This window comes from Pseudomonas sp. H3_E07, assembly GCF_054668895.1.
On sequence record NZ_CP162795.1, the window covers coordinates 3,388,322 to 3,402,703 of the forward strand.

Below are 14,382 nucleotides of genomic sequence, written 5' to 3' on the forward strand. Positions count from 1 at the left end.
TCTAAATGTAAGAGCGGGCTTGCTCGCGAATGCGGTGTATCAGTCATTGCGCTTTTTACTGACAGACCGCATTCGCGAGCAAGCCCGCTCCCACATCTGGGTTTGTGTCTATTCAGATAGGTAGGTGTTTGATGGCTAAGCCGGTGTCGATGACGGTTGAAGCTGGGCTGGCCGCCGAGCAAGCCTTGCTGGCAGCCGTCTGCGCGGGTGATCAGGCGTTTGGCCTGCTGTTCTGGCAACCCAACGATCAAGCCTTGGTGATGCCCCGCCGTTTGAGTCGGCTGCCGGCGTTCGAAACCGCCAGCCAAGTCTCGGCTGACGCCGGTTGGCCGGTATTGCTGCGTGAAACCGGCGGAGAGCCGGTGCCGCAGTCAAATGCCACGGTCAATATCGCCCTGGTCTACGCCCCACCGCGCAGTGAAGGTGACCAGAATCGTATCGAAACCGGTTACCTGCGCTTATGCCAACCGATCTGCGATTTGCTGATCGAGTTGGGCGGTGATGCCTCGGTTGGTGAAATCGATGGGGCGTTTTGCGATGGCCGTTACAACGTCAACCTCAACGGTCGAAAAATGGTCGGCACTGCCCAGCGCTGGCGCCAAAGTGGTGGCCGCCCGGTAGGGTTGGTGCACGGTGCCTTGTTGCTGGAGAACGATCGCGAGGCGTTGATCGCGGCGGTCAATCGGTTCAATGAAGCGTGTGGTCTCGACCAGCGGGTTCGTGCAGACAGCCATATCGCCTTGCACGAAGCTTTCCCCGCGCCGGATGCGATCAGCCGGCTGGATACCTTGTACCGTCAAATGTTGGCCAGCTTCCTGCCGGTTTAACGGGTACCGAACACCACCATCGTCTTGCCTTTGACATGCACCAGGTTGCGCTCTTCCAGATCCTTGAGCACGCGACCGACCATCTCCCGTGAACAGCCGACAATGCGCCCGATTTCCTGACGCGTGACCTTGATCTGCATGCCGTCGGGGTGCGTCATGGCGTCGGGCTGCTTGCACAGGTCCAGCAGGCAACGCGCGACTCGGCCGGTGACGTCAAAGAACGCGAGGTCGCCGACCTTGCGGGTGGTGTCCCGCAGGCGCTGGGCAATCTGGCCGCTCAGGGCGTAGAGAATGTCGGGATCGTGCTGGGACAGTTCGCGGAACTTGGCGTAGCTGATCTCGGCCACTTCGCATTCGACCTTGGTGCGCACCCAGGCGCTGCGTTCCTGTTCCTTGCCGGCTTGTTCGAACAGCCCCAACTCCCCAAAGAAATCCCCGGTGTTCAGGTAAGCAATGATCATTTCGCGACCGTCGTCATCCTCGATCAGGATGGTGACCGAGCCTTTGATGATGAAGAACAGTGTTTCGGAGCGTTCGCCGGCGCAGATGATGTTGTGCTTGGCCGGGTGACGACGGCGCTGGCAATGCATCAACAGTTTGTCGAGATTCTTGATTTTGGGTATGGGAGTAAGGGCAACCATGGTTGTATCCCGAAAAGACTGCGCTAAATAGTTTGAGTTGTTGTATTCATCGGGTATCGGCACTGATACGCACTGCATAAAGGGTGGCATTACGCCATCGATTTGGCGTCAGCTTAACAGACACATTCTGACTCGATTAGCCAATTTTCTGCGCAAACCCTGCTATTGATCGCTTTTGTTGGAAACACTGACGCAGGCGGGCCCTGTGCTAAGCTGGCGACCCTTTTTTAGCAGTGGAGTCTGGGCGATGAAGGCACGCATCCAATGGGCGGGCGAAGCCATGTTCCTCGGTGAGTCGGGCAGTGGCCATGTGGTGGTCATGGACGGTCCGCCGGAAGCGGGTGGCCGTAACCTGGGCGTACGTCCGATGGAAATGCTCCTGCTGGGCGTGGGCGGTTGCAGCAATTTCGACGTGGTCAGCATCCTCAAGAAATCCCGCCAGGCAGTGGAAAGCTGTGAAGCTTTTCTGGAGGCTGAGCGAGCCACTGAAGACCCCAAGGTATTCACCAAGATCCACATGCATTTCGTGGTGAAGGGGCGGGCGCTTAAAGAAGCCCAGGTCAAGCGTGCGATTGAGTTGTCGGCTGAGAAGTACTGCTCGGCGTCGATCATGCTCGGCGCGGCCGGTGTGGCCATCACCCACGATTACGAAATCATCGAGTTGGGTTGATCGACCGCAGCCCCCATGAGTGAGCTCGCCACCGCGAGCTCGCTCCTGCGGGGTGACGCTTCAGATACGGTAGGTGCTTTTGGTCATGACCTTGGCCAACAGGCTCATGCCAAACCTTACCGGCGCAGGGAAGCGGAAGCCGCCAGCATCCAGTGCGCTTTCCGCGTGATGCTCTTCATCAACACGCATCTGCTCCAGAATGGCCCGGGATTTTTCGTCTTCGGCCGGCAGTTGCTCCAAATGTTCATCCAGGTGTTTGCACACCTGATGTTCGGTCGCCGCGACAAACCCCAGGCTGACTTTATCGCTGATCAGGCCGGCAGCGGCGCCAATCCCGAACGACAAACCATAAAACAGCGGGTTCAGCACGCTTGGGTGACTGCCCAATTGGCGAATGCGTTGCTCGCACCAGGCCAGGTGATCGATTTCTTCTTCGGCGGCATGTTCCATGGCCGCGCGTACCTGGGGCAGCTTGGCGGTCAAGGCCTGGCCCTGGTACAGCGCCTGGGCACAAACTTCGCCGGTATGGTTGATGCGCATCAGGCCGGCGACGTGACGGGTCTCGGTCTCGCTCATCTGGGCGTCGGGCTGCACGATGGCGGGCGAGGGGCGATACGGCTGGCCGCTGAACGGCAGCAGCGTGCGCATGGCCATGTCGGCTTGCAGCAACAGACGGTCAATCGGCGAGTAGTGACGTTGGGTAGTCATGCTGACCTCCGGGAAGAATCTCGGCGGCCAGTTTACCGCAAGAGAGGGGGAAGCGTTTGCGCTGCGTCAAGGGCATGGGGTCGCAGCCTGGGCCGCGCCCTGTGCCTAAGGGCTGATCAGCCCGGTGGCCAGTTCATCTGGCGCTGACCCAGCACATGCATATGGATGTGATAAACGGTCTGCCCACCTTTCGGGTTGCAGTTCATGACCACCCGGAAACCCTCTTCACACCCCTGTTCCACGGCCAAACGCTGGGCGGTGAACAGAATATGACCGGCCAGGGCTTTATCTTCTTCGGTCAGGTCGTTGAGGGTGGGGATGTGTTTCTTGGGAATGACCAGGAAGTGCACTGGCGCCGCTGGGTGGATGTCCTTGAACGCTAGGACTTGATCATCTTCGTAGATGATATCCGCAGGTATTTCTCTGTTGATGATCTTGGTGAACAGAGTATCCACAGCTGTTTCTCCATTATGAATGTGCAGGGTGAGTGTACTCAGCCAGTCAGCGCGGGCAATAGGCCTTGTTGATGGCGCCGGCGATCTTGCGGGTCAGCCAGCGTGGGCTGAAACGCGGGCTGAAGGCGAGCCAGCGGTTGCGTCGGCCGGGAATGATGATGGCCTTGTTCTTTTCCAGGGCGCGCACGGTATAGAGCGCCACCTCTTCGGGGCTCATCAGTTGTTGGCTGCGGTCGAGTTTGGCGGTGTCCATTTGTGCCGTGCCGAAGAATGCGGTACGTGTCGGGCCGGGGCAGAGCACCGAGACCTTGATGCCGCAGGTTTTCAGTTCTTCGCGCAGGCCTTCGGAGAAGTGCAGCACATAGGCCTTGCTGGCGTAATAGGTGCTCATCCACGGGCCAGGCTGGAATGCCGCGACGGAGGCCACATTGAGAATCTGGCCGCCGCCGTGCAGCGCCATGGTGTTGCCAAGGGCGTGGCACATGCGGGTCAGGGCGAGGATGTTGACCTCCATGAGGTCTTGTTCGGTCATCCAGTCCTGGGCCAGGAATGGCCCGCTGGTGCCGATGCCGGCGCAGTTCACCAGCAGGTCGATCTGCCGTTCGCCTTCTTCAAGCTCCAGCAGGAACCCGGATAAGCGCAGCGGCTCGCCCAGATCGCAGGCCCGGAACAGCACCTCGACGCCAAAGCGTTGGGTCAATTCGATTGCAATGTTTTCCAACTGGTCACGCTGGCGGGCCACCAGAATCAAGCTGCGGCCGCGACGGGCCAGCGCTTCGGCCAAGGCCAGGCCGATGCCGCTGGAGGCGCCGGTGATCAGAGCGTAACGGGTCATGCCTTTCTCCATCGCAACGCCACCGCGCCTGTGACAAAGGCATCACAGGCCGGGGGCGTTTCTTCACTGTTCTGGAGAGTCTACAGGTTCGTCCGCTTCGTCAGCACTCTGCGCTTCGTCTTCTTCGACGGTCGCGGCTTGGTCGGCATCTTCATCGGAGGTGATGGAGCTGCTTTCGTAGCCGCTGTCCATGTTGGCTTCGAGCTGGTTCAGGTAACCGTTCATACCCAAGGTCACCACGATGGCAAGCATGACCGGGATAAACGCCAGCCACAGGGTGGCCAGGACTTTTACCGCCGTGGAGTTGCGTGGTGGTGGCGCACCGTACTGGTTGGCGCCTGCATTACCCGGCAATACCAGCAGCAGGATCGGGAAGACGCTGTTCACCAGCGGCACCAGGTTGAGAAAGTACAACCAGCCCGACCAACCCAGGTCGTGCAGGCGCTGCACACCGATTTGTACACTGACCCAGACCAGCGCGACAAACAACGCGAGGCCCAGCAATACGCCGAGGATAGTGCCCGCGGTTGGCGAAGCGGTCGCTACGGCAAAGCTAACGGTGCTGATGATGCCACCCGCCACCAACAGCGCCAGAGTCAACACCAGGGTCCAGGCGAGGTACCGCAAGCGCCCGATGCGCCCGTGGATGGTGAACACCTTGAGGGTGGCGTATTCCGGCAGGTCATCACCCACAGCGGAGCGCGGTGGTGCGTAAGGTGAGGCCGCAGTGCGCGAGAAGCTGCCGGAATCCGTTTCGTGGGTCTCGGCGAGGCTGAAGGCGACAGGCTGTTCAGCTTCGATGCGTGCATCGACCCCGGCGTTTTTCAGTGCGGTGAGGTAGGTTTCTGCATCCGGGCGCGACAGGTCACGCTTGAGCGCGACCGGGCGACCGGTGAAGAGCTTCTCGATGGCTTCGACGTCGCTCTTGAACAGCTCGGCCAGGTTCAGCTTGGCCGTGGTGCTTTCGACACCCGGGAGCAAGGCTCCATCAAACACAATCTTGAAACGGTTGTCGCTCATGCGGGCTTCCTTGTCACTTGATTCAGGGAGGTAGTGCAGGCCGGCTCAAGTGGCAGGCCTTGCGGTGGGGTCAGCGCGGCCAGCGCAACTGAGCTGCCTGTTCGCGGGCTTTGCGATATTCGGCATCCAGACGGGCAACCAGTTCATCGACGCTGGGCAAATCATCAATTTCACCGACACCTTGGCCGGCCGACCATACAGTTTTCCATGCCTTGGCCTCGTCGCTCAACGGCTTGAGCTTGGAACCGAAGTTCACTTCGCCTTTGCCTTGCAGGGCGGCCAGGTCGAAACCGGCGTTTTCCAGGCTCTGGCGCATAAAGCTGGCGGGCACGCCGGAGACAGCGGGAGTGTGCACGATGTCGGCGGCGCGCGATGTGAGCAGCATCTCTTTATACGCATCCGGGGCATGGCTTTCGGTGGTGGCAATAAAGCGTGTGCCGAAATAGGCCAGGTCGGCCCCCAGTAACTGGGCGGCGAGAATCTCGTGCCCGTGGTTGAGGCAGCCGGCCAGCAGCAGGGTTTTGTCGAAGAACTGGCGGATTTCGGCAATCAGCGAGAACGGGCTCCAGGTGCCGGCGTGGCCGCCAGCGCCGGCCGCCACGGCGATCAAGCCATCCACGCCGGCTTCGGCAGCCTTCTCGGCATGACGTCGGGTGGTGACGTCATGGAACACCAGGCCGCCGTAGCTGTGTACGGCGTCTACCAATTCCTTCACAGCGCCCAGGCTGGTAATGACGATCGGCACTTTGTGTTCGACGCAAATCGCCAGGTCCGCCTCCAGTCGCGGGTTGCTGTTGTGCACGATCAGATTGACGGCGTAAGGCGCAGGGTTGTCCAACTGCGCCAGGCCCGCTTCGATTTCCTCCAGCCAGGCCTTGAACCCGCTGCTTTCGCGTTGGTTGAGCGCCGGGAAGCTTCCGACGACCCCATTGCGGCAGCACGCCAGGACCAGTTGCGGGTTGGAAATCAGGAACATCGGTGCCGCCACGACGGGCAGGCGCAGACGTTGTTCAAGCAGAGCGGGCAGTGACATTGGAGGTACCCCGAGTAATTGAAGTTAGAACGGTTTGACCACGACCAAAATTACGATAGCCAGCAATATCAGAACGGGTACTTCATTGAACCAGCGATAAAAGACATGGCTGCGGGTGTTTTCGCCACGGGCGAAGCGTTTTACCTGCGCGCCGCACATATGGTGGTAACCGATGAGCAGTACGACGAGGGTCAGTTTGGCGTGGATCCAGGCGCCCGAATGAAAGATGCTCGGGTTCAGGTAGATCAGCCAGCCGCCGAAAATCAGCGTGGCAACCATCGCCGGCCCCATGATGCCGCGGTACAACTTGCGCTCCATGACGCTGAAGCGCTCCTTGCTGACGGTATCCTCGCTTTGGGCGTGGTAGACGAACAGGCGTGGCAGGTAGAACAGCCCGGCAAACCAGCAGACGATGCTGACGATGTGGAAGGCTTTGATCCATAGATAGAGCATTTCTAGTTATTCCCAGGTTCACGGTAACTGAAGATAGTAGTGGCTCATGCGCCCGTACGTCACGTTGACGGTTGTCGCAGGACGATACGGCCCCTATTATCGACGGCTTTCCAGTGGGTTCGTTGAGGGCAGGTTTATGGTCAAGGTCGGTATCGTCGGCGGCACGGGTTACACCGGTGTCGAATTGCTGCGTCTGTTGGCACAGCATCCGCAAGCTGAGGTGGTGGTCATCACTTCCCGATCCGAGGCCGGGCTGGCCGTGGCCGATATGTACCCGAACCTGCGAGGCCACTATGACGGCCTGGCGTTCAGCGTTCCGGACATCAAGACCCTGGGCGCGTGCGATGTGGTGTTCTTCGCCACGCCTCACGGTGTTGCCCACGCATTGGCTGGTGAGCTGCTGGCCGCTGGCACCAAGGTGATCGACTTGTCCGCGGACTTCCGTCTGCAGGACGCCGATGAGTGGGCCAAGTGGTACGGCCAGCCGCACGGTGCGCCAGAGTTGCTGGAAGAGGCGGTGTACGGCCTGCCGGAAGTCAATCGTGAGCAGATCAAGCAAGCGCGCCTGATCGCGGTGCCAGGTTGCTATCCAACGGCAACACAACTGGGTTTCCTGCCATTGCTGGAAGCCGGGTTGGCTGATGCGTCGCGCCTGATCGCAGACTGCAAGTCGGGTGTGAGTGGCGCCGGTCGTGGTGCGGCGGTGGGTTCGCTGTACTCCGAGACATCGGAAAGCATGAAGGCCTACGCGGTAAAAGGGCATCGTCACTTGCCGGAAATCCGCCAGGGCCTGCGTCGTGCAGCCGGTAAAGACGTGGGCCTGACCTTCGTACCACACCTGACCCCGATGATTCGCGGCATTCACTCCACGCTCTACGCCACTGTGGTTGACCGTTCGGTTGACCTGCAGGCGCTGTTCGAAAAGCGTTATGCCAACGAACCGTTCGTCGACGTGATGCCAGCCGGCAGCCATCCAGAAACCCGCAGCGTGCGCGGCGCCAATGTGTGCCGGATTGCCGTGCACCGCCCTCAGGATGGCGACCTCGTCGTGGTGTTGTCGGTGATCGATAACCTGGTCAAGGGCGCGTCGGGCCAGGCGGTACAGAACATGAACATCCTGTTTGGCCTGGATGAGAAGCTGGGCTTGTCCCACGCGGGCATGCTGCCTTAAGACGCTCAGGTGGTTGCGCAAAAGGCCCGTTGAACGGGCCTTTTGTGTTTTTAATGGCTGCTATGGAGATTGATATACCGTAACAATAGTTGACCGCTTTTCTAGGAGAAGCGGATAATACCGGCCATTACGCATATGGCGGCGCTACGCCGGGAGATTATCAGCATGAGCGTTGAATCCTTCACCCCCACGGCTTTGCAATTCACCCACGGTGCTGCGCACAAGGTGAAGAGCCTGGTCGATGAAGAGGGTAATGATCGCTTGAAGCTGCGCGTATTCGTTACGGGCGGCGGTTGTTCAGGGTTTCAGTACGGTTTTACCTTCGATGAAGATGTGGCCGATGATGACACCATCGTTGAGCGCGAAGGCGTGAGCCTGGTCGTGGACCCGATGAGCTTCCAATACCTGGCAGGTGCCGAGGTGGATTATCAGGAAGGTTTGGAAGGGTCGCGTTTCGTGATCAAGAACCCTAATGCCACCACTACCTGTGGTTGCGGGTCTTCGTTCTCGATCTGATCTGCAGAGCATACAAAAACGCCGCTTGGCTGTGATAGGCCAAGCGGCGTTTTGCTGTCTGCTGATTGCGGGGCGAGTCAGGCGGGGTAGATGGCGCCCAATACCCGAAGCCCACGTGCGCCGGTGACGCTCGGCCGGTTGGCGGCAATGCCCTCAAGGCAGCAGTGGGCCAGCCAGGCGAAGGCCATGGCTTCGACCCAGTCGGGGTGCACGCCGTAGGTGGCGGTGCTGCTGACGTGGGTTGACGGTAGCAGAGCGGCCAGACGACTCATGAGCGTGGAATTGTGAGCGCCGCCGCCGCAGACCAGCAATGTTTCTGTCTGGGGTTGGGCTGACTGTAAGGACTCAACGATCGTCAGGGCGGTCAGCTCAAGCAGCGTTGCCTGCACATTCTGGGGCTCAAATGCAGGCAAGAGGCCAAGGTGTTGGTGCAGCCATTCCAGGTTGAACACTTCGCGCCCAGTGCTCTTGGGGCCTTTGGTCACGAAGAAGGGGTCGCTGAGCAGGGCGTTGAGCAACTGAGGCTCGACCTTTCCGCTGGCGGCCCACTGACCATCGCGATCAAAACGTTCGCCGTGTAGTTGATGAATCCATGCATCCAATAGGACGTTGCCCGGGCCGCAATCGAAGCCGGCTACAGGCTTGCCGGTTTCAATCAGGCTGAGGTTACTGAAACCTCCTACATTCAATACCGCACGGTTACCGGTGTGCTCGCCAAACAGCGCTTCGTGGAAGGCGGGCACCAGCGGCGCGCCCTGACCACCGGCGGCCACATCACGGCTGCGGAAATCGCTGACCACGGTGATATTTGTCAGCTCGGTGAGCAAGGCCGGGTTACCGATTTGCACGGTAAAGCCTCGGGCGGGCTCATGGCGGATGGTCTGGCCATGGCTGCCGATCGCACGAATGTCCTGGGGCTTGAGGTTTTGCTGATCGAGCAGCGTGTGAATACCGTGTGCGGCCAGCTTCACCCAGTTCTGCTGGGCCATGGCAGAGCGGGCGATTTCATCCGGCCCGCTGGCGCACAAGGCAAGCAGTTCGGCACGTAAGGTATCTGGCATGGGGATGTAGTGCGAGGCGATCAACTTGATCGCCGGGCCTTGCTCGATCACGGCGATATCCAGGCCATCGAGGCTGGTCCCGGACATCACACCTACATAGAGAGGCATGCCTTAACGCTTCGCCGAAGCCAGCAAGGTGGAGCGTTCCTGATCCATGCGTGCCATCAATGGCTGGCTCTGTTGCATGAAGCGGGCGCGTTCAGCCTTGGCGATCGGGTCGGCCATTGGCAGCTTTTGACCCAGCGGGTCAACGTGCACGCCATTGACCTGGAACTCATAGTGCAAATGCGGGCCAGTGGACAGGCCGGTAGTGCCGATATAGCCAATCACCTGGCCTTGCTTCACAGTGCCGCCGGTTTTCACGCCCTTGGCGAAGCCTTGCATGTGGCCGTATAGCGTACGGTAGGTGTTGCCGTGCTGGATGATCACGGTGTTGCCGTAGCCACCACGACGCCCGGCCAGTAAGACTTTGCCGTCACCTGCCGCTTTGATCGGTGTACCACGCGGAGCCGCATAGTCCACGCCTTTGTGGGCGCGGATTTTGTTCAGAATTGGATGCTTGCGACCCATGGAGAAACGCGAGCTAATACGAGCGAAGTCCACCGGGGTGCGGATGAAGGCCTTGCGCATGCTATTGCCATCGGCGGTGTAGTAGCTGCTGTTGCCTTGTTTGTTGGTGTAACGCACGGCGGTGTAGGTCTTGCCGCGGTTGGTAAAGCGCGCAGAGAGAATGTTGCCGGTGCCGACGACCTTGCCGTTGGCGACTTTCTGCTCGTAGATCACGTCGAATTCGTCGCCTTGGCGGATGTCCTGGGCGAAGTCGATGTCGTAGCCAAACACGCTGGCCATGTCCATGGTCAAGCTGTGGGACAGGCCGGCGCGGGCAGCCGACTGCGACAGAGAGCTATTGATGACGCCGTGGACATAGGCGGAGCGCATCACGGGTTTGGTGGTGATGCGGTTGAAGGCAAAACCCTTGGCGCCTTTGGTCAGGGTGATGCTCTCGAGATCGCTGACATTGCTGTGCAGGTTGTGCAACTGGCCGTCGGGCGTCAGTTCGAACTCAAGTTTCTGGCCGTGTTTGAGCTGGGTGAATTGCTTGGCCTGCTTGTCGCTGGCCAGCACTTCATTGACGGTGGCTGCAGGGAGACCGACTTTCTCGAACAGGGTCGACAATGTGTCGCCCCTGGCCACGACCACTTCTCGGTGTTGTGGATTTTTGGCGGCTTCGGCGGCCGGCGCGGGCGGCTCTTGGGCGGCTTGCTGGGTATCTTCAGGGCCGCTTTCTATCTGCGCGAACGGTGATTCGGTGGGTGCATTTGTGGCTTGTTGCGCGTCGGAAGCGTCTTGATCTTGTGTCAGTTGTTCAACTGGACTTTCCAGGTCAAGGCTCAGGGATGTTCGTTTGGCTTCTACGTCACTGGAAGGGAATACCAGGAGTGCCAGGCTGAGAAGGGCGGCGATACCACTTGCGGCGAGCAGGTGGGTCTTCGGGTAAAGCGGCGGCGCTTTAGACGGTTCAGTGGTCATAGGTAATTTTGACTTTGAAGATGAAATGGAAAAGATGAATGACATGATGAAGATGAAATAACTGTATAAAATATAACCAAATCATCTGTGGCGCAAGCTCGCGAACGCTGGGCTTGCTGAACGGTGTCTGTTCGCAGGGCAAAACTTGTAATTAGTCCCTGATCTTGTATGGTTGGTTCCCTTTTGAATCTGAGCCTTGCGGGTCTGTTATGAAGTCGGTTGAAGAGCAGCTAGCGCTGATAAAACGTGGTGCGGAAGAACTGTTGGTCGAAGCTGAGCTGATCGAAAAGCTCAAGCGTGGTCAGCCCCTGCGTATTAAGGCTGGCTTTGATCCGACTGCGCCGGATCTGCACCTGGGTCATACCGTGCTTATTAATAAGCTGCGCCAGTTCCAGGAATTGGGGCATCAGGTCATCTTCCTTATAGGTGACTTCACCGGGATGATCGGTGATCCGAGCGGCAAGAGCGCCACGCGCCCGCCACTGACGCGTGAGCAGGTTCTCGATAATGCCGAGACCTACAAGACTCAGGTGTTCAAGATTCTCGATCCGGCCAAGACCGAAGTGGCATTCAACTCCACCTGGATGGATCAGATGGGGCCGGCGGATTTCATCCGCCTGACTTCCCAGTACACCGTTGCGCGCATGCTTGAGCGTGATGACTTCGACAAGCGCTACTCCACCAATCAGCCGATCGCCATTCATGAGTTCCTCTACCCGCTGGTTCAGGGGTACGACTCGGTAGCCTTGCGCGCGGATGTTGAGCTGGGCGGTACCGACCAGAAGTTCAACCTGTTGATGGGGCGTGAGTTGCAGCGCGCATACGGGCAAGAGGCCCAGTGCATTCTGACCATGCCTTTGCTGGAGGGCTTGGATGGCGTCAAGAAGATGTCCAAGTCTCTGGGCAACTATGTCGGTATCCAAGAAGCGCCGGGCGTGATGTACGGCAAGCTGGTTTCGATTCCTGATGCGCTGATGTGGCGTTACTTCGAGTTGCTGAGTTTCCGCTCGATGGATGAAATCAATGCGCTGCGTGCTGATGTTGAGGCAGGCGCCAATCCGCGAGATGTGAAGATCAAGCTGGCCGAAGAGATTGTTGCGCGCTTCCATGGTGAAGAGGCTGCGGCCAGTGCTCACCGTGCAGCGGGCAATCGCATGAAGGATGGCGAGCTGCCGGATGATCTGCCGGAGATTGAGCTGTCTGCAGCTGAGGCGATGCCGATTGCTGCTGTCCTTAATAAAGCGGGTCTGGTCAAGAATTCGGCGGTTGCGCGTGATCTTCTGGGTTCCGGTGGTGTGCGTATTGATGGTGAGGTCGTGGATCGCACCTTTATATACGAGCTGGGTGCCACCCATGTTTGCCAGGCTGGTAAGAAGGCATTTGCGCGTATTACGCTCAAATCCGAATAAAACTGGAATTAGGTGTTGACGGCGAATTGTATCTGTCTATAATTCGCCCCACTTCCGGTGCAGTCGAAACGAAAAACTCCTTGGTAAACAATGAGTTATGTAAGTTTCGGCAGCAAGTTGCTTCAGTTCATCGAAGCCAAAAGGAAGTTGAAAAAGAGGTGTTGACAGCAGCGTGTAACGCTGTAGAATTCGCCTCCCGCTAACGAGAGATCGAAGGCGCAAGTGGTTGAAGTTGTTGAAGAATTCTTCGAAAGCTTCTGAAAATAATCACTTGACAGCAAATGAGGCTGCTGTAGAATGCGCGCCTCGGTTGGGACGAAAGATCTTAGCCAACCGCTCTTTAACAACTGAATCAAGCAATTCGTGTGGGTGCTTGTGGAGTCAGACTGATAGTCAACAAGATTATCAGCATCACAAGTTACTCCGCGAGAAATCAAAGATGTAACCAACGATTGCTGAGCCAAGTTTAGGGTTTCTTAAAAACCCAAAGATGTTTGAACTGAAGAGTTTGATCATGGCTCAGATTGAACGCTGGCGGCAGGCCTAACACATGCAAGTCGAGCGGTAGAGAGAAGCTTGCTTCTCTTGAGAGCGGCGGACGGGTGAGTAATGCCTAGGAATCTGCCTGGTAGTGGGGGATAACGTTCGGAAACGAACGCTAATACCGCATACGTCCTACGGGAGAAAGCAGGGGACCTTCGGGCCTTGCGCTATCAGATGAGCCTAGGTCGGATTAGCTAGTTGGTGAGGTAATGGCTCACCAAGGCGACGATCCGTAACTGGTCTGAGAGGATGATCAGTCACACTGGAACTGAGACACGGTCCAGACTCCTACGGGAGGCAGCAGTGGGGAATATTGGACAATGGGCGAAAGCCTGATCCAGCCATGCCGCGTGTGTGAAGAAGGTCTTCGGATTGTAAAGCACTTTAAGTTGGGAGGAAGGGCAGTTACCTAATACGTGATTGTTTTGACGTTACCGACAGAATAAGCACCGGCTAACTCTGTGCCAGCAGCCGCGGTAATACAGAGGGTGCAAGCGTTAATCGGAATTACTGGGCGTAAAGCGCGCGTAGGTGGTTTGTTAAGTTGGATGTGAAATCCCCGGGCTCAACCTGGGAACTGCATTCAAAACTGACTGACTAGAGTATGGTAGAGGGTGGTGGAATTTCCTGTGTAGCGGTGAAATGCGTAGATATAGGAAGGAACACCAGTGGCGAATGCGACCACCTGGACTAATACTGACACTGAGGTGCGAAAGCGTGGGGAGCAAACAGGATTAGATACCCTGGTAGTCCACGCCGTAAACGATGTCAACTAGCCGTTGGAAGCCTTGAGCTTTTAGTGGCGCAGCTAACGCATTAAGTTGACCGCCTGGGGAGTACGGCCGCAAGGTTAAAACTCAAATGAATTGACGGGGGCCCGCACAAGCGGTGGAGCATGTGGTTTAATTCGAAGCAACGCGAAGAACCTTACCAGGCCTTGACATCCAATGAACTTTCTAGAGATAGATTGGTGCCTTCGGGAACATTGAGACAGGTGCTGCATGGCTGTCGTCAGCTCGTGTCGTGAGATGTTGGGTTAAGTCCCGTAACGAGCGCAACCCTTGTCCTTAGTTACCAGCACGTAATGGTGGGCACTCTAAGGAGACTGCCGGTGACAAACCGGAGGAAGGTGGGGATGACGTCAAGTCATCATGGCCCTTACGGCCTGGGCTACACACGTGCTACAATGGTCGGTACAGAGGGTTGCCAAGCCGCGAGGTGGAGCTAATCCCATAAAACCGATCGTAGTCCGGATCGCAGTCTGCAACTCGACTGCGTGAAGTCGGAATCGCTAGTAATCGCGAATCAGAATGTCGCGGTGAATACGTTCCCGGGCCTTGTACACACCGCCCGTCACACCATGGGAGTGGGTTGCACCAGAAGTAGCTAGTCTAACCTTCGGGGGGGACGGTTACCACGGTGTGATTCATGACTGGGGTGAAGTCGTAACAAGGTAGCCGTAGGGGAACCTGCGGCTGGATCACCTCCTTAATCGACGACATCAGCTGCT

14 protein-coding genes and 1 rRNA gene are annotated in these 14,382 nt (G+C 58.0%); 6 read left to right on the plus strand and 9 right to left on the minus strand.

From position 1 onward, the window contains the following. The first annotated feature begins 131 nt into the window (after nt 1–131). Nucleotides 132–827 carry a lipoate--protein ligase family protein gene (locus AB4O08_RS15400; protein ID WP_010206946.1) on the plus strand — a complete coding sequence of 232 codons (696 nt, stop codon included), beginning with the start codon at nt 132–134 and terminating at the stop codon, nt 825–827. On the opposite strand, the gene crp is transcribed toward AB4O08_RS15400, so the two are convergent. After that, nucleotides 824–1,468 carry a cAMP-activated global transcriptional regulator CRP gene (gene crp / locus AB4O08_RS15405; RefSeq protein WP_010206944.1) on the minus strand — a complete coding sequence of 215 codons (645 nt, stop codon included), beginning with the start codon at nt 1,466–1,468 and terminating at the stop codon, nt 824–826. The two genes, AB4O08_RS15400 and crp, sit on opposite strands and share 4 nt — an antisense overlap. Before the next feature lie 247 nt (nt 1,469–1,715). On the opposite strand from crp, the gene AB4O08_RS15410 reads away from it, so the two are divergent. Next, the gene (locus AB4O08_RS15410) at nt 1,716–2,138 is read left to right on the plus strand and encodes an OsmC family protein (protein WP_005792019.1); all 423 of its coding nucleotides are present in this window, start codon (nt 1,716–1,718) and stop codon (nt 2,136–2,138) included. A gap of 60 nt (nt 2,139–2,198) precedes the next feature. Here the strand turns inward: AB4O08_RS15410 and coq7 are convergent, their stop codons facing one another. From coq7 to hemJ, 6 genes are all read right to left on the minus strand, one after another. Next, on the minus strand, nt 2,199–2,846 hold the full coding sequence (gene coq7 / locus AB4O08_RS15415; RefSeq protein ID WP_021491380.1) for a 2-polyprenyl-3-methyl-6-methoxy-1,4-benzoquinone monooxygenase: 648 nt from the start codon (nt 2,844–2,846) through the stop codon (nt 2,199–2,201). A 116-nt stretch (nt 2,847–2,962) separates the two neighbouring features. Next, on the minus strand, nt 2,963–3,301 hold the full coding sequence (locus tag AB4O08_RS15420) for a histidine triad nucleotide-binding protein (protein WP_010206940.1): 339 nt from the start codon (nt 3,299–3,301) through the stop codon (nt 2,963–2,965). 46 nt (nt 3,302–3,347) lie between these two features. Further along, complete coding sequence (locus tag AB4O08_RS15425; RefSeq protein WP_010206939.1) at nt 3,348–4,136, minus strand: SDR family NAD(P)-dependent oxidoreductase; 789 nt, start codon at nt 4,134–4,136, stop codon at nt 3,348–3,350. Nucleotides 4,137–4,199: 63 nt separating this feature from the next. Beyond that, nucleotides 4,200–5,156, minus strand: coding sequence for a DUF805 domain-containing protein (locus AB4O08_RS15430; RefSeq protein WP_021491381.1), 957 nt, complete (start codon nt 5,154–5,156; stop codon nt 4,200–4,202). A 70-nt stretch (nt 5,157–5,226) separates the two neighbouring features. Beyond that, on the minus strand, nt 5,227–6,189 hold the full coding sequence (locus AB4O08_RS15435; protein WP_010206937.1) for an NAD(P)H-dependent flavin oxidoreductase: 963 nt from the start codon (nt 6,187–6,189) through the stop codon (nt 5,227–5,229). A 24-nt stretch (nt 6,190–6,213) separates the two neighbouring features. Further along, nucleotides 6,214–6,642: a protoporphyrinogen oxidase HemJ gene (gene hemJ / locus AB4O08_RS15440; protein ID WP_042571475.1), complete on the minus strand. Its 429-nt coding sequence runs from the start codon at nt 6,640–6,642 to the stop codon at nt 6,214–6,216. Between the two features lie 136 nt (nt 6,643–6,778). Between hemJ and argC the strand changes: the two genes are divergently transcribed. Continuing rightward, a complete protein-coding gene (argC, locus tag AB4O08_RS15445; RefSeq protein ID WP_010206935.1) occupies nt 6,779–7,813 on the plus strand; it encodes an N-acetyl-gamma-glutamyl-phosphate reductase in 1,035 nt (344 codons plus the stop codon). A gap of 165 nt (nt 7,814–7,978) precedes the next feature. Then, a complete protein-coding gene (gene erpA, locus AB4O08_RS15450; protein ID WP_003176443.1) occupies nt 7,979–8,329 on the plus strand; it encodes an iron-sulfur cluster insertion protein ErpA in 351 nt (116 codons plus the stop codon). 77 nt (nt 8,330–8,406) lie between these two features. Here the strand turns inward: erpA and AB4O08_RS15455 are convergent, their stop codons facing one another. Then, entirely contained in the window at nt 8,407–9,498 is a 1,092-nt protein-coding gene (locus AB4O08_RS15455) for an anhydro-N-acetylmuramic acid kinase (RefSeq protein ID WP_010206934.1), read from the minus strand. Nucleotides 9,499–9,501: 3 nt separating this feature from the next. Continuing rightward, entirely contained in the window at nt 9,502–10,920 is a 1,419-nt protein-coding gene (locus AB4O08_RS15460) for a peptidoglycan DD-metalloendopeptidase family protein (protein WP_010206933.1), read from the minus strand. Nucleotides 10,921–11,129: 209 nt separating this feature from the next. On the opposite strand from AB4O08_RS15460, the gene tyrS reads away from it, so the two are divergent. Then, nucleotides 11,130–12,329, plus strand: coding sequence for a tyrosine--tRNA ligase (gene tyrS / locus AB4O08_RS15465; protein WP_010206932.1), 1,200 nt, complete (start codon nt 11,130–11,132; stop codon nt 12,327–12,329). A gap of 496 nt (nt 12,330–12,825) precedes the next feature. Then, nucleotides 12,826–14,363 (plus strand): 16S ribosomal RNA (locus tag AB4O08_RS15470). The last annotated feature ends 19 nt before the right edge of the window (nt 14,364–14,382 follow it).